This window comes from Bacillus sp. Bvel1 (assembly GCF_014872755.1).
Classification (GTDB): Bacteria; Bacillota; Bacilli; order Bacillales; family Bacillaceae; genus Bacillus; species Bacillus velezensis.
This window is the reverse complement of the sequence record NZ_JAAOBZ010000006.1, coordinates 353,565-375,549: the sequence shown is the minus strand read 5'-3', so window position 1 is coordinate 375,549 and position 21,985 is coordinate 353,565. Positions and strand designations below refer to the sequence as shown.

Annotated in this window: 31 protein-coding genes; 5 read left to right on the top strand and 26 right to left on the bottom strand. The window is 44.6% G+C overall.

What is annotated here, in order from left to right; translation table 11 throughout:
- Position 1 precedes the first annotated feature (1 nt).
- The 18 genes from HAP68_RS06085 to HAP68_RS06000 form a co-directional block, all read right to left on the bottom strand.
- The gene (locus HAP68_RS06085) at positions 2-1,399 is read right to left on the bottom strand and encodes a phage tail sheath family protein (protein WP_015388356.1); all 1,398 of its coding nucleotides are present in this window, start codon (positions 1,397-1,399) and stop codon (positions 2-4) included.
- Positions 1,399-1,608 carry a YqzN/YkzM domain-containing protein gene (locus tag HAP68_RS06080; RefSeq protein ID WP_003154839.1) on the bottom strand — a complete coding sequence of 70 codons (210 nt, stop codon included), beginning with the start codon at positions 1,606-1,608 and terminating at the stop codon, positions 1,399-1,401. The genes HAP68_RS06085 and HAP68_RS06080 overlap by 1 nt, the downstream gene beginning before the upstream one ends.
- Positions 1,605-2,051, bottom strand: coding sequence for a hypothetical protein (locus HAP68_RS06075; RefSeq protein WP_014304848.1), 447 nt, complete (start codon positions 2,049-2,051; stop codon positions 1,605-1,607). The genes HAP68_RS06080 and HAP68_RS06075 overlap by 4 nt, the downstream gene beginning before the upstream one ends.
- Complete coding sequence (locus HAP68_RS06070) at positions 2,048-2,551, bottom strand: HK97 gp10 family phage protein (RefSeq protein WP_014304847.1); 504 nt, start codon at positions 2,549-2,551, stop codon at positions 2,048-2,050. The genes HAP68_RS06075 and HAP68_RS06070 overlap by 4 nt, the downstream gene beginning before the upstream one ends.
- On the bottom strand, positions 2,548-2,904 hold the full coding sequence (locus HAP68_RS06065; protein WP_003154844.1) for a DUF3599 family protein: 357 nt from the start codon (positions 2,902-2,904) through the stop codon (positions 2,548-2,550). The genes HAP68_RS06070 and HAP68_RS06065 overlap by 4 nt, the downstream gene beginning before the upstream one ends.
- Positions 2,901-3,284 carry a protein YqbG gene (gene yqbG, locus HAP68_RS06060; protein ID WP_015388357.1) on the bottom strand — a complete coding sequence of 128 codons (384 nt, stop codon included), beginning with the start codon at positions 3,282-3,284 and terminating at the stop codon, positions 2,901-2,903. Before yqbG ends, HAP68_RS06065 begins: the two co-directional genes overlap by 4 nt.
- A gap of 16 nt (positions 3,285-3,300) precedes the next feature.
- On the bottom strand, positions 3,301-4,236 hold the full coding sequence (locus tag HAP68_RS06055) for a phage major capsid protein (RefSeq protein WP_003154848.1): 936 nt from the start codon (positions 4,234-4,236) through the stop codon (positions 3,301-3,303).
- Positions 4,237-4,262: 26 nt separating this feature from the next.
- The gene (locus HAP68_RS06050) at positions 4,263-5,108 is read right to left on the bottom strand and encodes an XkdF-like putative serine protease domain-containing protein (RefSeq protein WP_015417286.1); all 846 of its coding nucleotides are present in this window, start codon (positions 5,106-5,108) and stop codon (positions 4,263-4,265) included.
- 31 nt (positions 5,109-5,139) lie between these two features.
- The gene (locus HAP68_RS06045; RefSeq protein ID WP_099762611.1) at positions 5,140-6,519 is read right to left on the bottom strand and encodes a phage portal protein; all 1,380 of its coding nucleotides are present in this window, start codon (positions 6,517-6,519) and stop codon (positions 5,140-5,142) included.
- Positions 6,520-6,567: 48 nt separating this feature from the next.
- Entirely contained in the window at positions 6,568-7,866 is a 1,299-nt protein-coding gene (locus HAP68_RS06040; protein WP_024085188.1) for a PBSX family phage terminase large subunit, read from the bottom strand.
- Positions 7,863-8,660 (bottom strand): terminase small subunit, encoded by a 798-nt coding sequence (locus tag HAP68_RS06035; RefSeq protein WP_003154855.1) that lies wholly within the window; start codon positions 8,658-8,660, stop codon positions 7,863-7,865. The genes HAP68_RS06040 and HAP68_RS06035 overlap by 4 nt, the downstream gene beginning before the upstream one ends.
- Before the next feature lie 112 nt (positions 8,661-8,772).
- Positions 8,773-9,285 carry a sigma-70 family RNA polymerase sigma factor gene (locus HAP68_RS06030; protein ID WP_003154857.1) on the bottom strand — a complete coding sequence of 171 codons (513 nt, stop codon included), beginning with the start codon at positions 9,283-9,285 and terminating at the stop codon, positions 8,773-8,775.
- Between the two features lie 112 nt (positions 9,286-9,397).
- Entirely contained in the window at positions 9,398-9,601 is a 204-nt protein-coding gene (locus HAP68_RS06025; protein WP_003154859.1) for an XtrA/YqaO family protein, read from the bottom strand.
- Positions 9,591-9,932, bottom strand: a complete 342-nt coding sequence (locus HAP68_RS06020; RefSeq protein WP_003154861.1) for a hypothetical protein — start codon at positions 9,930-9,932, stop codon at positions 9,591-9,593. The genes HAP68_RS06025 and HAP68_RS06020 overlap by 11 nt, the downstream gene beginning before the upstream one ends.
- Before the next feature lie 97 nt (positions 9,933-10,029).
- The gene (locus tag HAP68_RS06015) at positions 10,030-10,197 is read right to left on the bottom strand and encodes a hypothetical protein (protein ID WP_003154863.1); all 168 of its coding nucleotides are present in this window, start codon (positions 10,195-10,197) and stop codon (positions 10,030-10,032) included.
- Complete coding sequence (locus tag HAP68_RS06010) at positions 10,197-10,997, bottom strand: ATP-binding protein (protein ID WP_003154865.1); 801 nt, start codon at positions 10,995-10,997, stop codon at positions 10,197-10,199. The genes HAP68_RS06015 and HAP68_RS06010 overlap by 1 nt, the downstream gene beginning before the upstream one ends.
- Positions 10,897-11,724 carry a FaeA/PapI family transcriptional regulator gene (locus HAP68_RS06005; RefSeq protein WP_003154867.1) on the bottom strand — a complete coding sequence of 276 codons (828 nt, stop codon included), beginning with the start codon at positions 11,722-11,724 and terminating at the stop codon, positions 10,897-10,899. The genes HAP68_RS06010 and HAP68_RS06005 overlap by 101 nt, the downstream gene beginning before the upstream one ends.
- Positions 11,714-11,893 (bottom strand): hypothetical protein, encoded by a 180-nt coding sequence (locus HAP68_RS06000; RefSeq protein WP_003154869.1) that lies wholly within the window; start codon positions 11,891-11,893, stop codon positions 11,714-11,716. The genes HAP68_RS06005 and HAP68_RS06000 overlap by 11 nt, the downstream gene beginning before the upstream one ends.
- Before the next feature lie 191 nt (positions 11,894-12,084).
- Between HAP68_RS06000 and xre the strand changes: the two genes are divergently transcribed.
- Complete coding sequence (xre, locus tag HAP68_RS05995; RefSeq protein ID WP_003154871.1) at positions 12,085-12,423, top strand: HTH-type transcriptional regulator Xre; 339 nt, start codon at positions 12,085-12,087, stop codon at positions 12,421-12,423.
- Between the two features lie 148 nt (positions 12,424-12,571).
- Positions 12,572-13,162 (top strand): ImmA/IrrE family metallo-endopeptidase, encoded by a 591-nt coding sequence (locus HAP68_RS05990; protein WP_003154873.1) that lies wholly within the window; start codon positions 12,572-12,574, stop codon positions 13,160-13,162.
- 15 nt (positions 13,163-13,177) lie between these two features.
- Here HAP68_RS05990 and HAP68_RS05985 read toward each other — a convergent pair whose 3' ends face one another.
- A complete protein-coding gene (locus tag HAP68_RS05985; protein ID WP_003154875.1) occupies positions 13,178-13,327 on the bottom strand; it encodes a hypothetical protein in 150 nt (49 codons plus the stop codon).
- Positions 13,317-13,922 carry a poly-gamma-glutamate hydrolase family protein gene (locus HAP68_RS05980; protein WP_003154876.1) on the bottom strand — a complete coding sequence of 202 codons (606 nt, stop codon included), beginning with the start codon at positions 13,920-13,922 and terminating at the stop codon, positions 13,317-13,319. Before HAP68_RS05980 ends, HAP68_RS05985 begins: the two co-directional genes overlap by 11 nt.
- Before the next feature lie 99 nt (positions 13,923-14,021).
- On the opposite strand from HAP68_RS05980, the gene HAP68_RS05975 reads away from it, so the two are divergent.
- A complete protein-coding gene (locus HAP68_RS05975) occupies positions 14,022-14,399 on the top strand; it encodes a PH domain-containing protein (RefSeq protein WP_003154878.1) in 378 nt (125 codons plus the stop codon).
- A 37-nt stretch (positions 14,400-14,436) separates the two neighbouring features.
- Here the strand turns inward: HAP68_RS05975 and HAP68_RS05970 are convergent, their stop codons facing one another.
- The 3 genes from HAP68_RS05970 to HAP68_RS05960 form a co-directional block, all read right to left on the bottom strand.
- Positions 14,437-15,390: an N-acetylmuramoyl-L-alanine amidase gene (locus HAP68_RS05970; RefSeq protein WP_003154880.1), complete on the bottom strand. Its 954-nt coding sequence runs from the start codon at positions 15,388-15,390 to the stop codon at positions 14,437-14,439.
- A gap of 142 nt (positions 15,391-15,532) precedes the next feature.
- A complete protein-coding gene (locus HAP68_RS05965; RefSeq protein ID WP_003154881.1) occupies positions 15,533-15,667 on the bottom strand; it encodes a PhrA family phosphatase inhibitor in 135 nt (44 codons plus the stop codon).
- Positions 15,657-16,793 carry a Rap family tetratricopeptide repeat protein gene (locus HAP68_RS05960; protein WP_087920760.1) on the bottom strand — a complete coding sequence of 379 codons (1,137 nt, stop codon included), beginning with the start codon at positions 16,791-16,793 and terminating at the stop codon, positions 15,657-15,659. Before HAP68_RS05960 ends, HAP68_RS05965 begins: the two co-directional genes overlap by 11 nt.
- A 204-nt stretch (positions 16,794-16,997) precedes the next feature.
- On the opposite strand from HAP68_RS05960, the gene HAP68_RS05955 reads away from it, so the two are divergent.
- Both HAP68_RS05955 and HAP68_RS05950 read left to right on the top strand, forming a co-directional pair.
- On the top strand, positions 16,998-17,465 hold the full coding sequence (locus tag HAP68_RS05955) for a DinB family protein (protein WP_003154885.1): 468 nt from the start codon (positions 16,998-17,000) through the stop codon (positions 17,463-17,465).
- Positions 17,466-17,613: 148 nt separating this feature from the next.
- The gene (locus tag HAP68_RS05950) at positions 17,614-18,378 is read left to right on the top strand and encodes a sulfite exporter TauE/SafE family protein (protein WP_003154887.1); all 765 of its coding nucleotides are present in this window, start codon (positions 17,614-17,616) and stop codon (positions 18,376-18,378) included.
- 46 nt (positions 18,379-18,424) lie between these two features.
- On the opposite strand, the gene HAP68_RS05945 is transcribed toward HAP68_RS05950, so the two are convergent.
- The 3 genes from HAP68_RS05945 to HAP68_RS05935 form a co-directional block, all read right to left on the bottom strand.
- Positions 18,425-21,310, bottom strand: a complete 2,886-nt coding sequence (locus tag HAP68_RS05945) for a type 2 lanthipeptide synthetase LanM family protein (protein ID WP_003154888.1) — start codon at positions 21,308-21,310, stop codon at positions 18,425-18,427.
- An 88-nt stretch (positions 21,311-21,398) separates the two neighbouring features.
- Positions 21,399-21,575: a class II lanthipeptide, LchA2/BrtA2 family gene (locus HAP68_RS05940; protein WP_017417596.1), complete on the bottom strand. Its 177-nt coding sequence runs from the start codon at positions 21,573-21,575 to the stop codon at positions 21,399-21,401.
- A gap of 36 nt (positions 21,576-21,611) precedes the next feature.
- Positions 21,612-21,788 (bottom strand): class II lanthipeptide, LchA2/BrtA2 family, encoded by a 177-nt coding sequence (locus tag HAP68_RS05935; protein ID WP_017417595.1) that lies wholly within the window; start codon positions 21,786-21,788, stop codon positions 21,612-21,614.
- Positions 21,789-21,985 lie beyond the last annotated feature (197 nt).

The window sequence follows — 21,985 nt, the reverse complement described above, 5'->3', positions numbered from 1 at the left end:
CTTAGTTTACCTCCACATTAAAGTAGAATTTTTCTGCCGCATCCACAGGCTGTACGGCAAGATCGATTAAAAAGCCGTCGCGGTCTTCATTCAGCCCGATTGTAATGTCTTTGTCTGAATCAAAGTTAGCGATGCCGCCCGCATCCTGGAGCGTTGTCAAATATTGAATAATCATCGTTTTGACGAATTGAAGGCCGTCATTTGTCGCAGGAAGATCGCTTCCGGTGCCTTTTTTCGATTTAATTAAGGCTTTCAGTTCACGTGTCAAATCGTTATTCACCGCATCAAGTACACGGACGATTTTGTTTTTCGCGAACTTTTTGTTTTTCTCTGCCGTAAATGTCACCAATGAGTTGATATCTTTTTCAACGCTGACTGACTTATCACGGGCATCATAAGAGAAAAGGAATTCACCTTTGGAAAGACGTTCGATCACTTCATCATGAGTCAAGCGGTGCAGCACATCGACGGCGCCTTCGTATTCAACGAATGTTAAGGATTGATTAAATGCGGCGCTGGCACTTGCGCCTGCCACCCAGGCGGTCGCATCTTCAGCTTTAATCTCAGTTCCGTCTTCCAGCAGCACACCTTCAGTCACATTGATAATGCCTTCATAATCCCCGCTGTAATGGGCGGTCACCCCTTGCACTTTCTGTCCCTGCCCATCGCGAAGGCGTTTAATGAATGCGGCAAATGTCGCTTTCAGCTGATCGTTTTCCGCGACAGGAAGAGCGATGACATCGAAATTCTCCGTTTCAGCCGCAGCTAAAAAATCCGTATAGTCTGAGTTGACCGGTGCTTTATCAGTTCCTCCCGCGAGACGGATGCCTGCCTGCGGGTTTAACGTTTCCCCGGATTCTTCCTCAGTGCCTGTCAGCGGGATGGAAGCCGACAGTTCGCCCGTTCCCGTAAATGTGACATAGCCGTTTGCTTTTAATTCTTCGGCTTTTTTCACCGTTTGTTTGTCAACTTCCGCTTCATCCATGTAAGTGGTCACATCGAAAGAGGTCTGATCAAGGACGTTTTCACTGATGCGGATGATGATGTCATTCCCTTTTGAACCCCCGTACAAAGCGGTTGCTTTAACACCTTGCGAAAGATCTGCGCTCGCTCTGATTCCCTCTGTCAGACGGTACATCAAAACGGTTTTTGCTTTCTTTTTCGCCTCACGAAGCAGAATCAGTGACGGATCTTCAATACTGAGCCCCACTTTTTTATTCAAATCCTCAACGCTTGAAATGGAAACGAATGTTTTCGCTTCCCCCCAGCCGGATGCGACGGGAAGGGCGACAATCCCGCGTTCACCGATCGATACCCGCTCCTGGGCGGTTGTTTTAAAGTTAAAATAGATTCCGGCACGTTCTTTTTCTTTTCCTTGCGTAAATGTTCCGCCGTTCATTATTGCATGACCTCCTTGGTTAAAAATGCTTCAATGTAAGACTTGGCTTGCGCTTTTGTCATTTGTTTTTGCTTCACGCCGAATAAAGCACCCTGGAGAATCTCGGGTTTTACGCCGAAAAGCTCCTTCGCGTGCTTTGTTAAATCCGCCGTGTCATAAAGAACCGCTCGTTCCGCCGTTGCGGCGTTTTTCTTTTTATATTGTTTCACTTTTGTTTCACCCCGCTGTTAATGTCCACATCCCGCAGTGCGGGAGATGTTTGTTTTTGATAGTAGTAGCGGCTCGTCCAGCGGATGGTGATCACTGCCTCGCCTTTGTCTCCGACTCTTGTTTCGATACGGCTGATGCGGACGAAATCACCGGTATCCTCCCCTGATTCCGTAAGCAGCGGAATCAGCTGTCTTGATTCTCTCACCGCATCGGCGATCCCGTCGGCTGCATAGAGGGCCTGCACCGAGTCGGCATGGAACAGCTTCACATTCAGACTGTATGTCTTCTTAAAGGTGGAGACTGTGTCATTCTCGTCAAAAGCATACGGGGGCGGGATGTAAAGTGACGGCACCTGAAATTGTTCAGGCAGTTCATTTTCATATACGGGCACGCCGCACTGCTGATACAAAAAAGCGGCGATTGAACCGGTCTCGCGATTCATCCGATATCTCCCCCCAACGTGTTAAGCCACTGATTGAAACGCTTGTCCAGCGATTCGGCGAAGAGTGTTTCATACAAAAGAAGGGCTTTGTCCCAAAACCCATTTCCGCTGATCCACTGTTTTTTGAGCGCCATTCCCGTTGAAGCTGACGGATCATAGATGAACCGGGAGCCTTGAAAATACCCGGGCACCCATCTGACATTTTCATCTGAGACGGTCCAATGTCCGTCATTTATGAATGAGGCATACTCTGCATTGGTGCCGATTTCAAGGGTCAGTCCCCCGTTTTCAATGATCCATACGTGATCCTGCGCTCCTTTCCGGAAAGAAGACAGCAGGCTTTCTGTATCAATCCCGCCCGAATGAATAAGCTCCTCCCGTACCAAGTCGAGAAAATCCTCTCCTGACTGTTCCAGCCATTCGCCTGCCTGACGGGCAAATTCTCCGGATGATGCCTTTTGCAGCGACCGATTCCATTGTTCAAGGTTTTTTATGTTCATAGTCTGTCATCTCTCACAGCGATAACCTCCCAATGGTGCTGTCTTGCTTTCTTCGGCATTTCCAGAATATACGCCTGTCCTTCCCAAATGATTTTGTCATTGACACGCACAACGGCCTCTTTCGGAAAATGAACGAGAAACCGCTGATATACCTTATGATCAGGCTCAAGCTGAATAAGCTGCTGCTGTTTTTCAACAAACAGACACGGCACGTCTTCATAATCGGGCACTTCCGGATAAGAAAAGACAGGCTGGAGCTTTTCGGCGGGAATCCCGAAGCGTCCGGCCTTCGGAACTGACACCGTCTCATGATAAATATCGCATCTGTCAGTGAGCAGCCGTTCGTAGCTCATAAAGGTCTCACCTTTGCGTGTGCAGAAACCGGAGAATAACCCGGCGTGATATATTCACAGAGCAGATGGTGCACCGCCGGTTTTCTGATTCCGCCTTCACCTGCCACCGTATACGAGTAGTCGCCTATCTTTTCAGATTGATAGGCGGAAGCGGCTGCTTCATTCTGGTTGATCAGCGCAAAATATTGAGAAAGCTTTAATAACGCAATCTTAATCTTTTCGGGAAGCGGTGAGTAAACAGGGTCAGTGAACGAATGCCCCGCCATTCTGGCCGCTTCCGCCTCCGCCTCCAGAATGTCCTGTATAAGAAGCGGCTCCGGCCTGTTTTTGACTTGATCATAAACTGAATATGAAACAACGTCAGACGGCTGAATTAACATAACTGCCACCCCCGTCTTATTCTTTAACGTTTACGATTTTGGCGCTTGCATCTTCTTCTTCAAATTTGCTGTCAAGTTTAGCCGTCAGTACGATAATAAATTTGCGGCTGCGAATATCTTTATCTACTTCGATTCGGATATTTCTTGAAAAACCGAGAATGATATTTTTCGGGTGAGTCAAAATGATGTCAGACGCATCGTACTGGGAATCACCTTCTCCGACTGAGTACGGCTGCAGATTGGACACTCCTTTGACCGGAACGCCGAATGCTGAAGACAAACCGCCCTGCACCGCAAGATCTCCCAGATTGGTCTGACGGTCAGCCACACGGTCTTTCCATTCAATCTCCATGCCTTGAGATGTGTAAAATCTGAATTCCTGAGGCAGTCGCAAATATTTTGCCGGAATGGCTTTTAAGCCTTTTTTAAATGTGGCTCTGGACAGCTCTTCCCCGTTTCCGTCAATGACGTGAGATACAGTCTGCTTACGGATTCCGTCAAGCTGTGCCAAGTACGGATCAGAAGAAGATGTATCGCCGTTTACGACTAGCTCCTCAATATCGACTGCCGCCCGCTCCGCCAAAATCTGCATGATCGTCTGCTGCAGGCCGTCTTTTTCAATATTGTTTTCAAGCGTGTCATAGGTGATATTAATTTCCGCGATGACTTCTTTCGTATTCAGCTGCACCGTACTTGTTGACGGGACGGTCAGCTGATCGTCAGTTAAGGCTTTTCCTTCCTCAGCGGCACGCAGAATACGCTGGCCGAAACCGATTTTTTCAAATTTCTGCGAGTCATTTTCCATTTGAATCACACGCGATTCACTGAAAATGGTCGGCGTGTTCTGCACCATGCGGATAAATGCTGAAGCTTGTGCGGGGTTCATTAAACCGCCGCTTTTTAAAGCGGAAAGTGACATTTCCGCCTTTCTGATGATATCTTGATTTCTCACTCTACAGTTCCTCCTTCTGACTGGGCTTAAAGCAGTCCGCTCCAAATGGATTTTTTAACAGGCTCTTGACCGCCCGTCTCTTCTTCCGGCTGCTTTGATGCGCCTCTTACTTTTTCAAGCGCTTCAATGCGTTTAATAATCGGCGCCAGCATGTCCTCAACAAGTGTTTTCAGCTTTTCTTCATCAGACGGCGCAGCCGCCCCGTCTTTGTCTTCCGTGTTCTGGTCCAAACTGTCAAGCCGCTTTAAAAGCGGGTGCAGCGCGTGTTCAATCGATTCTCTTACGTCTTCTTTTCTCATCTTGTTCAAGTCCTCTCCCTTGCGGTTTCTTGATTTGCGGTCACGGTCGAGAAATTGCTTGACTGCGCCGAATAAGCCGGCTTGCTTTTCTGCCGGCTCTTCGTAAACGTCAGCGGTTCCCGCCATGCTGTAGCCCGTAATGATACCGGCTTTAATCTGATCCCATACTTCATCGGAAGCTTTGGTGACAAGCACCCAAGATCCTTTCCGGATCACAGCATTCCCGATTTCAAAGTCATCCGGGGCGACGTACGACTCCACCACCTCGCCGGTCCCGCCTTCAAAATTATGATTTGTATCGATGTTGCGGGCGTCCGCCAAAAAACCGTGAGCGGCCTTTTCAATCTCTTCAGCCGTCATATAATCGCCATGTGCATCGGGGACATCCGGCTCGTAAACGATGCCGTAAACAAGCTTCTGCTCATCCGATTCGTTTTTTGTAAACACCTGCACCTTTTTTTCAAATGACGGAAGGCCTCCGGCTGATTTTGTAAAAAAGAATTCCGTTTGGTTCGCCGCCTTATCGACATAGCTCACAAAACTGATGACGGCATTTCTCAATTCTCTCGGCACGAGATGTTTTCACCCCCTTTCAGGATTGCTCCTATTTCCCTTTCAGCACCGGCCGGCTGTAGTACTCTTCAGGCCATTCCTCAAGCGTCTTGCCGAGCACTCTTCCCGCCAGATCACGGAGGTCATTAGGAGAGACCGCGCCGGCGGAAATAAATGGCGTAAGCACCTTCGCAATTTCAAGCGGATCGCGAAAATCAGGCCCTTTTAATGTGAGCTGTACATCGTGGAGACCCAGTTCAGGCAAAAATAACGTGTTGAGCTTATTAATCAGCGTTTTCCGCTCCGGCTGAAACACCTGCTCCTCCGTTATTTTCCGTGCCGTATCGGCTGTGGCTTTGTTGTATTCCTGCGCCTCTCCCGTATAAAGCGGCGGGAGACGGAAAGCGGAACGGAGTTTATTTCTGCTTCTGTCGTCATATTCAAGAAACAGCGCATCATCCTGCAGAATTTCCGCAAGTGATTTAATTTCCACAGACACGGGCGTAATGTCTTCGCCTCCGTGAAGGTCTTTTTCCTTCGCAATGCCTTCCGCCTCAATCAGCAGAAATTTGTGGGCGTTTTCCACCCCTTCCAGGTCATTCATATAATCCTGAAGCTCTTTGTACGAGGTTTCTGACAGCATGCCGTTTTCAACCGTAATGGCGGCCGGCACGTGACGGCCCTGCTTGAAATACATAAAATTCAGTTCTTCCGCTTTCCGGGCGCCGTACAGATTGACGATATTGCCGACCCAGCGCGGAATGCCGTAAGTGCCGCTGCCGATTTTTAAGTGAATGGCTTCATTTGCCCGGTATTCTTCAGACAGGGTCTTTACGTATTCACCGGTTCTCATGTCCATCATGCGGGGATCGCCGTATTCCTTAAAAAACACTTTCCGTCCGTTCAGCATCTGAACATATTTACGGAACCGTTTTTGCCTTTTAATCGTTTTGGATGCGCCGTTTTCTTCATATGAAAATGTAACTTCAACGGGATCAGTCACACCGCAGACGCGCATATGTTTCACATCCAGATATTCAATCCCCGCCGGTTTTCCCGCGCCGTCCCGAAGCACTTCGAGAAAACCGTTGCCCGTTTTTTCGCGGTCTTCTATCGCATATCCGAGGACCGTCTCGGCCGATTCATCAAAATGAAGACATTTGTAAAAGCTCTCCAGCTTCATCCAGTTTTTTTCGGCCCGGGCCTTTTTAGACGGTGAGCAATCTGGGCTATTTACATCAAAGGTATATTCCACATCGAACCCAAAACCCGTAATATTGACCCGATACGCGTCAATGCACTGCTGAAGAATCGTCGAGTATTCGGCGATTGTTTTCAGTTCAATGAGATTATAGGGCGGTGAAATGATGTCTTCGCCGTACAGATCGGCAAATTGATCTTCGTTCATCTGCCTTGCCTGCGGCGCGGCCATTTTTGATTTAAAGACGGTGGCTCTAACGTTTTGATAGTTAGGCAACGCCTATCTCCTCCTTTCCCGATTCGGACGTCTCCGTTTTTGTGATGCATCTTTCAGATCCGCCGCGTCATAGTCATCCAGCGCATACCAAATGGCTGAAAGTGTGTGGGGATCAATTGAAAACTCATCTTCCGACAGAACGCCGTTTTTGTTTTTTGCGTACGTTAAGTTCTGCAATTCGCGGATCGTATTTTCACAGCTGTCTGAGCAATAGATATGTTTGAACCGTTTCAGCTTTTTTGTATACTGAAGTCTTGAGCCCGGAAACTTTTTGGCCGCAACCATGCAAAATCCCTGCCTGCGGAAATATTGGATGCTTTTCGGCTCAGCCGAATCCGCTTTGATCAGCTCTTTTTGATCCGCCAATTCTTGAAGCTCCTCAGCTGTCTGATCATCGGTCATTTTGTTTTTGTAATACTCCCAGAAAATATAAAGCTCTTTTTGATCCGGATCGACGGCTAGCCGGATGACCGCATTGTATGACTCTTCAAAACCGAAATCCATGCCCGTCCGAAACAGTGGGCGCCTGATGGACGCAATCCGCTCCGTTACTTCGTTGTGCTCCATGACCTGAAACTGCGGAAACACGCGGATGCCGTTGACGCCGAACCGTCCTTTGCGGGCGATCCGGTACAAATCAGGATCGTAATGCCGTAAGCTGTCCAGCTGCTTAATATAGCTTTTCGGCAAAAACAGATTATCGCACGCTGTGGAATGGTGATAATACGTATCTCCCTTAACGACGGTGCCTTTTTCATACAGTGTCTGATCATCCAATACGAACCGTTTGTTTTGCTCATCACGAAAAAAATGCCGGTACGTCCAATTGGAGGTGCCGACGGGATTTGTGGTGCATATCATATGAAGCGAAAGCTCAGGATGGCGCAGACGGCCGATCAGCTCCTTAAAGCCTTCATACTTCACTTCAGAGCATTCTTCAATCCAAATCAGTGAAATATGATGAATGGATTTCAATTTGGCCGGGTTGTCCATCCCTTTAAACATAATCCGGCTTCCGTTTGAAAATCTCAGCTGCATCGGTGATGACACGGCCTTTACGGCATGTCCCAGCTCAAGCTCTTCGATAATGTCCTCAAACAAGGCAAAAGTAGAATCTCTGTGCGTATCGAAAACTTCCCGCACGACAAGCGCCGTCCGCTTTTCACGAAGCAGCTTCAAGATGATTTTCAGCGCGGTATGATAGCTTTTTGACGAGCCGTAGCCTCCGACGAGAAATTGGTACGTTTCATTCCAATTGAACAAATAATCTTCAAAGCGCGGGTTAACCGCTTTTTCAATCATGTCCGTTCCTCTTTCCGCGTAATGACAATGTCAATCGGCTTTTGGCTGTCTTCTGTTTTTTCCATCTTCTGCTGTGCCAGCTTTAATTTTTCATTTTCGATTTTTTGTTTAAATTGGTCAGGGAAAAGGTCAAAGTACAAGGACAGCTTTTCAAGAGCCTTCATCTTGTCGGCAAGCTTTATTGCAATGCCTTCTTTCCCTAGTTTTGCTTCCGTGACGATGGTTCCGTCCAGAAGGTGCGAATCTTTAACGTCAACGTAGCTGATCTCCTGCATAATCGGATTATCATTTTCGTCAAAGAGCGGCCCTGATTTTCCGAAGGCCTGAACCTCTTTTTTTCCGAAGGTTACATAATCGGTAATGTCAGCGAAAGCGATTTTCACATAGACTTGAAGAACGTCCATCGCTTCGACAAACACTTTATTGACCATTTCCTTTTTCATGCGGCTGATTTCTTTAGCGACTTTTTCGTTTTTTAACAGCCTGCTTCCCGTCACATGCGCGCTTTCCGGTGAATACCCGGCTTTTATCGCAGATTGGGTGGCGTTAAAGCTTTTCACATAATAAAGACAAAACAGCCGCTGGCGTTCGTTTAACTCATCACCTTCGCCCGGGTTGTTTTTTCCGCCGCTTTCCGCGTTCTTATTAAGCGCCTCGTCCCAGCGCCCTTCTTTTTTCCATCTGCCGATTGTTCTTGCGGATACGCCTGATTTGCCGGCAAGGGCGCGATTTGTGATGCGGCCTTTATGAGACTGATAGATTGTAAATGCCTGTTCTCTTTTTGCGTTTTTCATGCTACGGCATCACCGCCACCTCCGACATGATTGTCTATAATAAAAAGCGGCTTCTAATCGGGCCGCTTTTTGTGATCGTCTGTTCACTTCTAGGTGGCAAACGTATGACAACTTATGAAGCAGGCGATTGATTTCTTTGTTCCTGCTGTTTTTGAATTTTCAGAAGCGCCCGTTTGACCGTCGTTTGTACGGTTGATTTCTTTACATTCAGCAAGGCGGCGATCCGTTCATACGAAAAGCATTCCGCTTTGTGGAGCAGCAGCATTTCTTTTTCTCTATCCGTTAAAACGGCTAATGCGTCCCGCAGTCTGATTCTGTCTTCTTCAGTCACATTTGCGGACGGTTCAAACATCAGCGCCTGCGAATAGGTTTCTATGATTCTCGGATCTTTAATGAGCATTCTCTGATAAGCGTCTCTGCGGTCTATCGCTCTTCTTATGCCGGGCTGCCGGCCTTTTTCAAGCCATTCGATGACATATTCCAAATCTGTAATAATCGTTCTGATGATTTTTTTATCTTTCAGTTCTTCTGAAGTAAGCACCGTTTCATCGGCTTCCTCCAGCTGCTTGTACCACTTTTTCGTCTCTTTCAGCGTGCGTTTATATTCAAATAGTAAGTCTTCCATGTAGATCCTCCTCTTTTTCGGAACAAAAAAGGACACCAATCAATGCGCAGCATGTGCGCGATTGATCAGTGTCCGCAGGCTTTCCGTCTTGGACGTATTCTGTTTTTTTCGATTAATTCAATTTAAAGCCGATTTCATATTCGACCCGGGCCAGATCCCCTTTTCGCGTTTCGACAAGCGTTTTGCCGTGCTCCGGCGCTTCGGCGAGCCATGCTTCCTTCTTCAGTCCGTCTACTATAATCACCCGAACCTTGCCTTCTTCCAGCTGGCTTTTTAATGTTGTATGTTCAATGTCAGTCAGTTTTTTAGGATTCATGTTTTACGTCCTCCGTCTTTTTCAAAATGTTCACTTCATGTATGAGGCTTCCGAGCTCATTTATGAACGCTTCTTTTTCTTCAGAACTTTCTCCCCGGAGCAGGCGGAGAGCCGTTTCGGCCGCCTCAAAGAGTTCCGGGGCTTTCGCCATCAATGCCGCGTTGATGTGCTGTGAGTATGAACTTAAGTTGAAAACGGCCGCGATGAGCCTTCCGTTTGAATAAGGGAACTTCTCTTTATCCGCTTCGCTGTAAGCGGAATAAATGTAAATGGGTTTTTCTTCTCCGCTGTGTACGGCCCGCCATGGAGCGGGGCTGTTTTTTTCTTGCAATGGTGATCCTCACTTTCCATCAGCCTCATGCCATGCTTCAATTTGCTTTTCTATCCGTTTTGCCCTGAACAGCAGGCAAAAAAGCCATTTGATATATTTACACACGTGCATCAAGCCTCGCTTTTGCGTCTTGAACCATTCGTTCAAGCCGTTTAATGACCGGCGTTAAATCAGTGCCTGTTTTGCAGTTCGGGCAAGGGTGAAAGACAGCGCCGAAACCCGTTTCCGTCACAATGACCTTCTTCGGTCCGCACAGTTTACACATTATCTCGCCCCCTCTAATCTGTGGTTTACGTCAAATGAATTGCCGTTAATGATGACTAAATAATCGCTGCACATCTCATAAATTCTTGTGCCCAAGGCTTCATCAACCTGCACCAATCCGTCACAGGCCAGCTCGCTCGAGATAAGAACCGGCTTATGATTTAAATAGCGGTAATTCACGACGGCATACATTTGTTCAATCTGCCAATCGGTCGCCCGGGGTTTTCCGTTCAGCGGCTTGAACAGATCGTCAATAAAAAGCACATCCGCCTGTTTCATACGGCCAAGCTTTGCATCAAGCATATCAAAATCATTTTTTAAATCCGTAAAGCCCTCCACAAAAGGAAAATACAGCACCGGTGTCTGCTTCTGTCTCATGACATAATTGCTGAGAGCGGTCAAAAGATGGGTTTTTCCCGACCCCGGACGCCCTAAAAGGGCTATGCTGTTTTTCCGGCAGTTTTTCATCTTGTCGAAGTTCTCAACATATTCAAGGGCGCACTCATATGCGTCGACGACTGCCTGAGGCTTGCCCCGCGTGATAAATCCTTTGAAATCCAGCTTCCGAAAGGCATCTGTAATTTCACTTGCGCCGAGAATGCGTTCTACTTTCCGTTCGGCGGCGCAGCGGCACTTCACCCACACTTCCATTCCCAGCTGGTTTTTGAGATAACCGCCCTGATCTTTACAGAGCGGGCAGTCAAAGCGGCTTTCGTCTGATTCTTCCGGTCTGTCCGCCAGTAATGGACGTTTTCCGTTTTTCAGGTCGGCCAGTATCTGCTCGATCGTTCGTTTTGTCATGTATCGTATTCCTCTCTTTTTTTGTTGTGATTGTCCTTCCCGCAATTCGTGCATTCAAGCGGTCTTCCATAAACTTGGCGCAATAGCTGAAAGCCTTGATCGTTTCAGCTGAAAAGGTGCGCCGCTGTTCAAAAGCGGTAAAGCATTCGCCGAGCCATTTGATTGCTTCTTGTGCTGACGCACCGAGGGAAACAATCCGGGCGATGGCCTGATAATCCCGGGGCGACGGGTATACGCTCCGCCCCTCCTGTGCAGACCTTAATCTGATAAAATGGGCGGCAATTTCGTTAATCGCTTCTTCAGCAGTATGATTTTTTGTTATATCTATTTCTCTCCGGACATTTTTGTCCCGGTGATCCGCCGATATTGTCCGGTCAGTTGCTTCCGGGCGGGTTAATGTCTTTTTCGGCGTGAATCTTTTCGAGTGCTTTACGGAGACGATGAGTCCGTAAGGGGCGCGGACGGTTTTGATATACTCATGCTGTTCCAAGCTCTCGAGCCACCGCCTGACGGTTTTTTCGCTGACCGCGAATACATCGGCCATTTCTCTTGCTTTTACGGGCTTATGTCCGAGGACGATCCCCCACTTTATGCCGTCTTTTACATGTTCCTTTGTCGTTGAGCTGATGAACCATAAAAACAGCCAAATGGCGGACCCTATTTTGTCATAATGTTCAGAATTCAATAATCCGGAATATATGAAAAACGGGTAGCTTTTACGATTCATAAGGGACGTCTCCATTTTTCTTCAGACGTATATAGCGCTCATACTGCAATCGGTTATCAAATCGGAATACCGGTAGTCCGCAAGCGGTAAAAGATATCGAACCGCCTGCTTTTCCTAAACATCTCTGGTCAGCCGGATTGCTGCTGAAACGGATGATTATCGGCTGCATCTCTCACCCTCCTGATCAATTTCTTATCGTATTTTGATACATTTTGTATCTCTATGATGTTGATTATATACGATACATTTCGTATCATCAAGACCTTTTTGATACTTTTTTTATCATCCCTTTCTTTTGATACATTTTGTATCTATAATCATAAGTAACTTAGGGTGTTGAAAAAAGAGAGGTCATTTCGGATGATAGGCGGAAGATTAAAGAGTCTCAGAGGTAAGAAAACGCAGGAAGAAGTCGCAAATCATATCGGTGTCTCGCGCGCCAGATATTCTCATTATGAAAACGGCCGATCTGAACCCGATTACGACACGCTGCAAAAGCTTGCGGATTATTTCAAAGTGTCGACTGATTATTTGTTAACCGGAAAAGAACCTTCAGATGAAGACATGTTTGCCGATCCCGACCTGCAGATCGCATATCGGGACATGCAGGACTTTTCCCCGGAAAGCAAGCAGCAGGCCATTGAATTCATTAATTATTTAAAAGAAAAAGAGAAAAACCGCAGGCCGAAACATAAATAATCCGCTCTTTTCCTTTAAACTGCTTAACGTTCAGCCGATATAAAAGCTGAATGTTTATTTTTAAAAGAAAAGGGAATTGATTCAAAGTCCGATCAGGGCTTTTCTTTCTCGCTTAAAAAAGAACATATGTTCGAAAGGGTGTATTCAATTGGGCGATTTTTTAACACATCTTGAGGAATACGTCAAAAACTTATATTGCCGCATGGGAATGACCGCCCCTCTCCATATTGATATGCAGATGATTGCCAAGGAGCTTGACATTTGGATTCATTTTGAAGATACGCACAGTATGATGCTGAAGCGGGACGGCATGTACAGCATCGTCCTGAATCAAAAAAAGTCACCCGAAGAGCAATGGCAGGATTTTGCGCACGAACTGTGCCATGTGCTGAAGCATACCGGGAACCATTTTCATATGAACAAGCTGTTCAGGGAACTGCAGGAATTTCAGGCCAACCATTTTATGTACCACTTCTGTGTGCCGACCTTTATGCTGTTAAACATGGAGCTGCCCCAGCGGAGGAGCCACGCCGTTATTTTAATCGCAGCCGCTTTCCGGGTGACGGCATCATTTGCGGAAAAAAGGCTCGAGCTGTTTGAACGGCGTAAAGCAGGTATTCAATTTCAGAAGCGGCTCGCTTGTCTGTTATCCGACAAGCGGCCGAATGTGTATTATGGAAGCGGACAGACACACTTGCATGCCGCTGAAGAAAAAACGCCGTATTTTATTGAAAATTAGCGATTCTCCGCCGGCTTAGAACACAGCCGGCAGAATGTCATCATTTTGACATCGGAGAAAAGGTTTTTGCATCATGACGCTGTAATCACCGTGCTGCCCGCCAAGCACTTCATGCGCCGCATAGCTCCAGTGAATGTAAGAACGGGCCCTCTGTTCATTTATCATAAAAACCGGCCTTCACGGTTTCTACATACCGAAAAAACAGATCGGTTGGCGTGTATTTTTCTCCCCGGCAGCCAAAATTGCTGAACAGCGCGTGTCTCTGCGCCGTGCTCACTTCCAATTGCAGCCCCATTTTCCTTTTTGTCCGATTGACAATGTTGCCGGGATTTACACCTGCCAGCCGATCATTCTTCTCTGTCAGCTCGGCATCAAATCCCGCTTCACGCAGCAGATCACAAATCAGTCTTGCTTTTTCCAGATCCGCCCCCCCGACGAGTGTATTTGCCTTTTTCAGATCATGATACCCGTGAAAAGCCAATGCGTAATGATGGGCGGTCACTTTTTCTAAAGCCAGAGGCTCGTCAAAGCGTGTGCTTGTCAAGTGGAGAGAACGGTTATCGCACCGCTTCGTCCCTTCAAATAAATAAATTGAGCTTTGGTCAGAAAATGCCTGCACCAGCTCACTGACACCCGGCTCAATCCTGCCGCCGTGGGGAGCGAGGACGATACATTTACTTCCCTCTTTTTCTTCATAAATAATTCTGTATTCCGATTCAGCAGCGGAAAGGGCTGCGAAGCTGTCATATCTATCTTTCATGTGTAACATGCTCTCCTTTTCCAGTCAGCACCAGTTTACTCTACTCATCTGGGAATGGAAACCTTTTTATAGTATGATTTAAATCAGGGGGGAGATATCATGGGGTTCATCAATGGATTGCTGGGCAATGCGTCGACAATATCGACGGCTGAAGCAAAATCAGAACTGGCCCGTATTTTGCTGGAAGGCGAGAATGTCAATGCCGCATTTAAGCTTGTCCGAGATATCATTGTCTTTACGGATAAGCGTCTTATTCTTGTTGATAAACAGGGACTCACGGGGAAGAAAACGGAGATTCAATCCATTCCGTACAAGAGCATTTCCAGATTCAGCGTAGAAACCGCCGGCCGCTTTGACCTTGATTCAGAGCTGAAAATTTGGATTTCAGGCGCGGAACTTCCCGCTGTCTCAAAGCAGTTTAAAAAAGATGAAAGCATTTATGATATTCAAAAGGCTCTTGCCGCAGTTTGTATGTAAGAAGAAACGGAAGCCCGGGGAGCTTCCGTTTTCTTGATTACAGTTTTTCTTCAATTTTCGCCTTCGTTTTCGGGCCGTAAATTCCGTCTGCCGTTAATCCGCTGACGGATTGAAAACGTTTTACGGCATTTGCCGTTTTCGGGCCGTAAACGCCGTCCGCCCCATGATTTTTTGCTCCTTTATCGGGATAAAAATAAAGTGCGGATAAAGCGTTTTGCACTTGTTTTACGTTTGTCCCTTTCGTCAGCGGTTTCGTCACTTTGATCACACCGGATGGAAGCGGATATGAAGACACAGCCTGACTTTTTGAAGAAGAACCCGTCTGAGCGAGCTTGATCACTTGTCCGACTGTAATGTGATTCGGATCGGTGATATGGTTGATGCTTTGCAGCGATTTTACGCTGACACCGTGCGATGCGGCGATTTCCGATAAGGTGTCGCCTTTTTTCACATGGTATTCAGAGGCGGAAGAAGAAATAGAGGCTTTTTTCGCCGGCATACTTCCGCTTAATTTCTTTTCAATCTTCGCCTTCACTTCATCCCAGCGGCCTTCAGACAAAATACGGTGCGGGCAGTACTTTCCGTTCCAGTCCTGATGCTTTCTGATTCTGTCAATCCCCCAGCCCCGTTCTTTCAAAAGCTGCGCCGCAAACGCAATCGCCAGTTCTTCTGCGGCTCTGTACCGTTCGCCGCCTGACTTGCTGTAACAGATTTCTATAGCAATCGACTTTCGGTTTCCGGTGCCGTTCGTGCCGTCTCCCGAATGCCAGGCATTCCGGTCCAACGGAATTCCCTGGATCACTTCTTTGTCATCAACCGCAAAATGATAGCTCGTTGATTCGCTGTTTCCCGTCATATAGCTGATTTCATTTGCGGCGGATGCGTCGTTTGCCGTGTTATGAATGGTAATATACTCCGGCGTCATCGGATTCGGACATTTTAACGCATATTTATCAGCCGATACGAGCCGTTTTTTCACTTCAATCCCCACTCTTCATCTCTCCTTATGCCTTTTTCATCAATAGGTGGCATTCGTAGGACAGATAACTTGAGCATATCGACCCTGCATTCGGATAAAATTGGAATGGATACGCATGCAAAAAATAAGACCCTTCCAAAGAAGGGTCTTTATGTTATGTTTGGTTGCGTGCGGCAATATGGAACGTGCCGTCCGCTTGGTTTTCCAAATGGCTTTCATGGCCGATCACCTGTGTAAAGCTGAACCCGACAGCAACTAGCAGCAATCCTGACAACAGTTTAGATTTCATATAGACAATCTCCTCTCTGGATTTGTTTTTGGGCGTGCACCATTTTTTCATAAAACGTGAGCGCTTTTTCAGGCTGTCCGTGTTTCATGTAAAATTTGGCAGCGTCATGCGCCAATTCTTCCACATACGGATACAGCATGTGTTCTTCCAGAAAATCAAACGTGTGCCTGACGGATGCGTTATCCATTTCCTTGCCGTATAACGCATGCAAAAATTGGAACAGATTGACAAACAATTCATCATTGTATTCGCGGGCGATACTGAGCCCGAGGCGATATTGCTTCTCTGCTTCGGCTGTAGTGTTCTGTTTATAAAGAACCTGTGTTAATGAGTAAATAGAATGCGGAAGATTATCGAACTTTTCTGACCTGCAAATGGAAACGGATGTCTCAAAATATTCGGCTGCTTTAGAGAGGTCTCCCATTTTTTCGTAACAGTTTCCGAGATTATATAAGGCTGAACTGATAAGACGGGGATTGCCTTCTTGTTTTGCAAGATCTAAAGCAAGTTCTAAGTGGGGCAATGCTCTTTCTGGATACTGCATGTCATCATAATTCCCTGCAATAACGAATTCACATTGGATTCTGCGGACGTTGTACGTCTCATACGATTGGTACGTTTCAAGGGCTTGAACGGCATAACTCATGGAGACGTAGGTTTGTTTCAGGTTGTAAAAAATCTCGGCCATTTTAAAAGCAAACTCAGCTTTCTCGATGTCATCAGAAACGAGTGCAAGGTTTTTTTCAGCCCGTTTGTAATACATCATGGCGTTTAGGAACATTTTCTGTTTAAATTCGTACATTCCTCGAAAAAAATTAAAGTAGTAATCAAGCAGTCCTGTCAGTTTATACTGGTTGCCTTCAATGTCTTCCAATAATTCTGAAAACTCAGGCTGAGAAGGGTCCTCCTTTAAGGGCTTGATGTAATCCAGCATGACGCGGTGTCTGAATTCCATTAATGAATAATACAGCAGCAGATCCTGATCTTCTTCCATATCCTCAATCTCTCTCTCTACTTCACGTTTGACGCGCTCCGCCTCAAGGACGTGAAACTGCCGGATATGGGTATACCATTCATTAATTTTGAGCCCGACAAAAGAGGACGGAATAGTCTGCTTCATCCTCAATAAATCCCCCCTTTTGGAATGACCGAGATATGTCATATTTTATCATAATTGCTAGAAAAAGAAGAACGCAAAAAGACCGCAATTGTCGAATTTCGGATATCCGCAACGATTTATCTTCATCACAAGCTTATTGCTTGTTTCTTCCGTGCCGTTGATATAGCATATCCTTGCAGCTTTTATTCTGTATTAAATGGGGGTTTTCACATGACAGCACAAAATCAATTGGTCAGCCACTTTCTGTCACATCGCAACGTGACGATTGAGCTGGCGGAAAAAATCAGCCGCGAGTATTACGACTACAAGCCGGCGGAGACATCAATGTCCGCTCAGGAACTTGTAAAACACATCGTTTATTCTTTTCTTATGTTTGCAAACGTCATTAACGACGGAAACGGATCAGCTATCCAGAACAAACCGAAAGAAGAAGCGGAAACAGACCTCGTCAAACTGGCTGAAGCATGTACTGAAAAAACGACAGACATCCTGTCACAGCTGACTGAAGAGCAGCTGAACCGCGAAATTGACCTGACTGCCTCTTTCGGCAGAAAAATAACCGGCGCGGCTCTCCTTCAGCTTGCCATGGAGCATGAAATTCATCATAAAGGCAATCTTTTCGTGTATGTCAGAGAAATGGGCCACACGGAACTTCCGTTTTATCAGCAAAAATCATAATCCGGCCATCATCCGCCGATCTGCGAAATAACAGCAGGCAGGCGGATTTTTTTGTTCTGTATAAAATTTTCCGAAAATTTAATTGATTACTGCCTCTTAATCATATATAATCTGATAAAAATAGTAGGATTATTCAGGAGGCACACAGATGACTGTAAGCATTGTGTTTATGGGTTTCTTTGTCGGAACGCTGGTCGGATTGACGGGTGTGGGAGGAGCGGCGCTTTTGACTCCTTTACTGATCGTTTTGGGGATCAACCCCTCAATCGCCGTCGGCACTGACCTTTTATATAACTCCATCACCAAACTGTTCGGTGTCGTTTCTCATTGGAAGCAGCGCACCGTTCAATTTAAACTTGTCGGCTACTTGGCGCTCGGGAGCATTCCCAGCGCAACAGCCGCCATCGGTGTTCTTCACTTGTTTCCCGCTTTTCACCAGCATCAGGAGCAGATTATCAAACAGGCGCTCGGCTACGTGCTGACCCTTGTCGCCATTTCCATTATCGCCCGCCTTTTTTTCGATAAAAAACTGCGGCCGAACCGCTGGCAGCAAAAAACACTTGAAGAAAAGCGGACACTCATGATACTGATCGGCGTCATTTTCGGCTTCATCGTCGGCCTGACATCTATTGGGTCCGGCTCATTATTTGCGATCGCCATGTTATACCTGTTCAGAATGAAAACAGCAGAAGTGGTGGGAACGGATATCGCACATGCCTTTTTGCTCGTAACTGTTGCCGGTCTGTTAAACGCAAGCTTCGGAAGCGTCGATTACCTGCTTGTATTGAATCTGTTGATCGGCTCTGTGCCGGGTGTGCTTCTCGGCAGCTTCTTTTCGCCGAAATTCTCACCGCGCCCGCTGCAGTTTGTGATGGCGGCGATTATTTTAATCAGCGGGATAAAATTAATCTAAAAAAAGCGTCCTTTACAGGATCGCTTTTTTATTTGGGAAATCCCCCTCAATCCAAAGCCAATGGGGTGGGAATTTCTTTATTAACTAACCTTAAGAGTGCATATAATTGTCCGGTTTTCCCTAACATCATACCAAGTCCCGAATGATCATTTCTTATTCCATTTTGCCAGCCATTTTTCAACAGGGTCTCTTTAAAATGGTTAACCCATATATTAATTGTATTCTCAATCTCTTGCTTGCGATTTTTAAAGAGAGATAATTCCTTAATAGCGTGAAGTACATCTATATTCCCCATCGTTCCATGGCATAATGAGTAGCCCTGACGATGGGAATTTCCATTCAGCAATGTGTCATCTAAAGACTCATTAATATACCCAACGTGAATGCGCCCGTCTACATTCTCGTATATCCTGCTTCTTCCAAGAAGAATACCGCAAGACCCGTGACACCACATTGCGGAAGAATAATCCGACTCATTTTTTCTGTTATCCCTCCATTTTTTTATTTTAGTATCAAAAAATTTATCTTCGTATTTGAGAGCTGATTCAATCAGTCTAAGTACTTCTCCAGATGCCTCAATATGCGCATAATATTCAGATAGTGCATAACAAATCCCAGTAATACCGTGAGAAAACCCTGCTAAAACAACATTCTCATCCGCGTCGGATTTCCAATATGCTTCATTTCTATTTTGAATCATTCTTTTGCATATTTCTTTACAAACTGCCCTTGCCGTATCTTCCATTAATTCAGTCCGATAATACCTGCCAAGCTGAATCACAACCTTTAATATACCTGCGAGTCCGCCTATAAAATCGGTATGTGTTATTTGAGCGGTTTCCTGACGAAGTTTCTCTAAGTATGCTTTACACATACTATTCACTTCATTTTCCGAATAAAGTCCGGTACCTCTCATTTTATTGACAAAATAGATATAAGAACTTGACCCGTAAAAAGCAGAGAAATTTGTTTTATAAATACTATGCTCATATATTTGATTAATTGAATTCACTATTTTACGAAGAATCGATTTGACTTTTTCATCATTATAAATAAAATCATAAGCTGAAAAATAAAGCCCCACTCCAGCTAACCCATCGTACAGCCCAAAACTCAACGGTCCTACGGATAAGGTGCCATTGGGAGCCGAGACTATTGATACCCATTGAAGATATTTCTCCGATTCGATTGCTTGTTTTAATATACAATCTGTTTCTATTTGAATCAGCTCTTTGATTTGTATGTCATTTTCTAAATATCCAGGTACAAAATCATCAATTTGATTTTTATAAATAATATCCAAATTAGCCGCCGTGGAGCTTAAGGCCATATTTATCAAGCTCACTTGCTGATGCATGTCTTCTTCCGACATATTCGCTAAACGAGTTAAAACTTCTTGTTTAGCGCTTTGTTTCATAATCCCTGTATCCACCACATGTATTGAATTTGAATAAACCCTTTTTTCACTAATAGGAGCATTAAAATAGGGTATATCACCGATCATCATATCCTTGATCTCAAATGGACTGATGGAATCAAATACTTCATATTTTGTATAAGCATCCTTAATAAAAGATAAAACCCTTATCCTTTCTCCATAATCTTTTAAATACATAGGATGGAGGAGGGTTTCAAGAAATGAAGCGTAAACATATGTAGGTCTGACAATAATTCTAATAGGGGCATAATTTAATTCGCTTATAAGGTTCCGTATATATAAATCTTCTTTCAAAATCAAGAATATTCTTTTGAAGCCTTCAATAAATTCTCTTTCAAATTCAAAACATTCTGCTACTTTATTTTTGTAAACAGGAAGATTCCTTCCCCTTTTGAAGAGATATTGTTTCTTTCTTATAGAAATTTTATCTGTTTTTATATGAAGCACTTCTTCTTTTTCACCTTTTTGATTTTCTGTGTTTATCAAGCCTCCTATATTAGTCAGCCCATTATCTTCCGGAAAACTCATATAGTTAAAAAGTGCAGATTTTAATATTGTTTTATTTACCTGTGCTGATGCCATTAAATTAACATTTTCCTTGTTCTCCTCAGAAAAAAAGAGGCTGCTTTGAAACAGAGTCTCAAGATCAACCAACACTGGTTTATCACGACATGCTATGATATTTTCAAAATGAAAATCTGACCCTTGAAAAGCATAAATAAATCCTAAATGCATTCCAAATTGGTAATAATAATTTCTTACCTGTTCAATATTATCGCACGGTTCAGACTGTACATACTCTTGCCACCCGTACTCACCTTGATCCAAGGATAAAGGTGTTTTTAAATTAGTTTGATAATACTGATTGACATAATCAATGACCTTTTCATAAAAAACATCAATTTCAAGTGAACGGGGTTTATAAACGAGTTTGTTATTCTCAAATTCAATAATAACAACACTTTTACCGCCATTATGAACATCCCCTGCATTCATATTAACCTTTCTCATTTTTCCGAACGAAAAGTTGAATTTTTGTTGGATTTTTTTATAGTCATTAACCCAATGTTTAATAATAGATATAGTGAAGCGTATAAAATCAGAGGTGGATCTGGAGATTAAATCTTGCAATACAGGATAATTATTGAGTATTTCTTCAACAAATGCGGAGTTTTTCAGCCTTTCTGAGAATATATCATAATTTTTAGATTCATTTTTTTCATCAAACTCGTCAAAAGTTTGATGAAACTCATGGATAAGTGTTTTCCCCGCCAAATAGTATATTTTTTTCTTATAATTAATTAATATCGATTCAACAAGACATCCCTTATCCAACAGACTTTCGGATGGTATTCTATCTATTTCTTTAACAATCTGAGCTTTAAAAATACTTATATAATACTGCGCAAAACCTTCGAAATAATCCTCTTCTTTAAAAATATTCAACATAGAGTTTTCATAAACATAGTTAGCCGAATTCTGTGTTTTGTTCACAATTATCACTTCCTTATATATTCTTGACTGTCTTTGACAAAAAAGAAAAAGAATATGTACGCATATACATATTCTTTTTCGGATATGTTTAATCGTTACATGGACTGACAATGGACGCACACTTTGTCGTCGGACAGCCTGCTAAAGAGATTGGTATTGTGATGGTTGTCGGCGTTACGGTCATCGGGGTTGCATCTGAACCCCCTGCAAGGTTTTTTAATTCTTCTTCAGTCATTGGAGTCAGTGCTTGAAAATCTTTTTTCATGTTAATTCCTCCTATTGTTTGAGTTTTTTATAAATTTCAGTCGTTACATGGACTGACAATAGACGCACATTTAGTTGTCGGACAGCCTGCTAAAGAGATTGGTATTGTGATGGTTGTCGGTGTTACAGTCATTGGAGTTGCCTCCGAGCCCCCCGCCAATTCTTTTAATTCTTCCTCAGTCATTAGTTCCAATGCTAAAAATTCTTTTTTCATTAAAAATCCCCCCGATTGTTTTTTATACTTGCCTTTGCGGACATGCGCAGCCTACTGTGATAGTTGGACAAACATGATTTGTTATTGGAATTGTTGTTATTGATACTGAGTTTTGCCCTCCAATAAGCTCTCTTAATTCTTGCTCTGATGTTTCATACAACGCGCTGAAGTTCTCTTTCATATTCCATATTTCACCT

What these genes read in the sequence shown, in the direction of transcription:
- HAP68_RS06040 (WP_024085188.1), bottom strand. Translation starts at nt 7,866, where the DNA reads ATGATTGAAAAAGCGGTTAACCCGCGCTTTGAAGATTATTTGTTCAAT.
- HAP68_RS05940 (WP_017417596.1), bottom strand. Translation starts at nt 21,575, where the DNA reads ATGAAAAAAGATTTTCAAGCACTGACTCCAATGACTGAAGAAGAATTA.
- HAP68_RS06000 (WP_003154869.1), bottom strand. Translation starts at nt 11,893, where the DNA reads ATGCAGCCGATAATCATCCGTTTCAGCAGCAATCCGGCTGACCAGAGA.
- HAP68_RS05975 (WP_003154878.1), top strand. Translation starts at nt 14,022, where the DNA reads ATGGGGTTCATCAATGGATTGCTGGGCAATGCGTCGACAATATCGACG.
- HAP68_RS06035 (WP_003154855.1), bottom strand. Translation starts at nt 8,660, where the DNA reads ATGAAAAACGCAAAAAGAGAACAGGCATTTACAATCTATCAGTCTCAT.
- HAP68_RS05955 (WP_003154885.1), top strand. Translation starts at nt 16,998, where the DNA reads ATGACAGCACAAAATCAATTGGTCAGCCACTTTCTGTCACATCGCAAC.
- HAP68_RS06010 (WP_003154865.1), bottom strand. Translation starts at nt 10,997, where the DNA reads ATGACAAAACGAACGATCGAGCAGATACTGGCCGACCTGAAAAACGGA.
- HAP68_RS06045 (WP_099762611.1), bottom strand. Translation starts at nt 6,519, where the DNA reads ATGGCCGCGCCGCAGGCAAGGCAGATGAACGAAGATCAATTTGCCGAT.
- xre (WP_003154871.1), top strand. Translation starts at nt 12,085, where the DNA reads ATGATAGGCGGAAGATTAAAGAGTCTCAGAGGTAAGAAAACGCAGGAA.
- yqbG (WP_015388357.1), bottom strand. Translation starts at nt 3,284, where the DNA reads ATGTTAATTCAGCCGTCTGACGTTGTTTCATATTCAGTTTATGATCAA.
- HAP68_RS06070 (WP_014304847.1), bottom strand. Translation starts at nt 2,551, where the DNA reads ATGAACATAAAAAACCTTGAACAATGGAATCGGTCGCTGCAAAAGGCA.
- HAP68_RS06015 (WP_003154863.1), bottom strand. Translation starts at nt 10,197, where the DNA reads ATGTGTAAACTGTGCGGACCGAAGAAGGTCATTGTGACGGAAACGGGT.
- HAP68_RS05980 (WP_003154876.1), bottom strand. Translation starts at nt 13,922, where the DNA reads ATGAAAGATAGATATGACAGCTTCGCAGCCCTTTCCGCTGCTGAATCG.
- HAP68_RS06075 (WP_014304848.1), bottom strand. Translation starts at nt 2,051, where the DNA reads ATGAATCGCGAGACCGGTTCAATCGCCGCTTTTTTGTATCAGCAGTGC.
- HAP68_RS06030 (WP_003154857.1), bottom strand. Translation starts at nt 9,285, where the DNA reads ATGGAAGACTTACTATTTGAATATAAACGCACGCTGAAAGAGACGAAA.
- HAP68_RS05950 (WP_003154887.1), top strand. Translation starts at nt 17,614, where the DNA reads ATGACTGTAAGCATTGTGTTTATGGGTTTCTTTGTCGGAACGCTGGTC.
- HAP68_RS06025 (WP_003154859.1), bottom strand. Translation starts at nt 9,601, where the DNA reads ATGAATCCTAAAAAACTGACTGACATTGAACATACAACATTAAAAAGC.
- HAP68_RS05965 (WP_003154881.1), bottom strand. Translation starts at nt 15,667, where the DNA reads ATGAAATCTAAACTGTTGTCAGGATTGCTGCTAGTTGCTGTCGGGTTC.
- HAP68_RS05985 (WP_003154875.1), bottom strand. Translation starts at nt 13,327, where the DNA reads ATGATAAATGAACAGAGGGCCCGTTCTTACATTCACTGGAGCTATGCG.
- HAP68_RS05935 (WP_017417595.1), bottom strand. Translation starts at nt 21,788, where the DNA reads ATGAAAAAAGAATTTTTAGCATTGGAACTAATGACTGAGGAAGAATTA.
- HAP68_RS06005 (WP_003154867.1), bottom strand. Translation starts at nt 11,724, where the DNA reads ATGAATCGTAAAAGCTACCCGTTTTTCATATATTCCGGATTATTGAAT.
- HAP68_RS06085 (WP_015388356.1), bottom strand. Translation starts at nt 1,399, where the DNA reads ATGAACGGCGGAACATTTACGCAAGGAAAAGAAAAAGAACGTGCCGGA.
- HAP68_RS06065 (WP_003154844.1), bottom strand. Translation starts at nt 2,904, where the DNA reads ATGAGCTACGAACGGCTGCTCACTGACAGATGCGATATTTATCATGAG.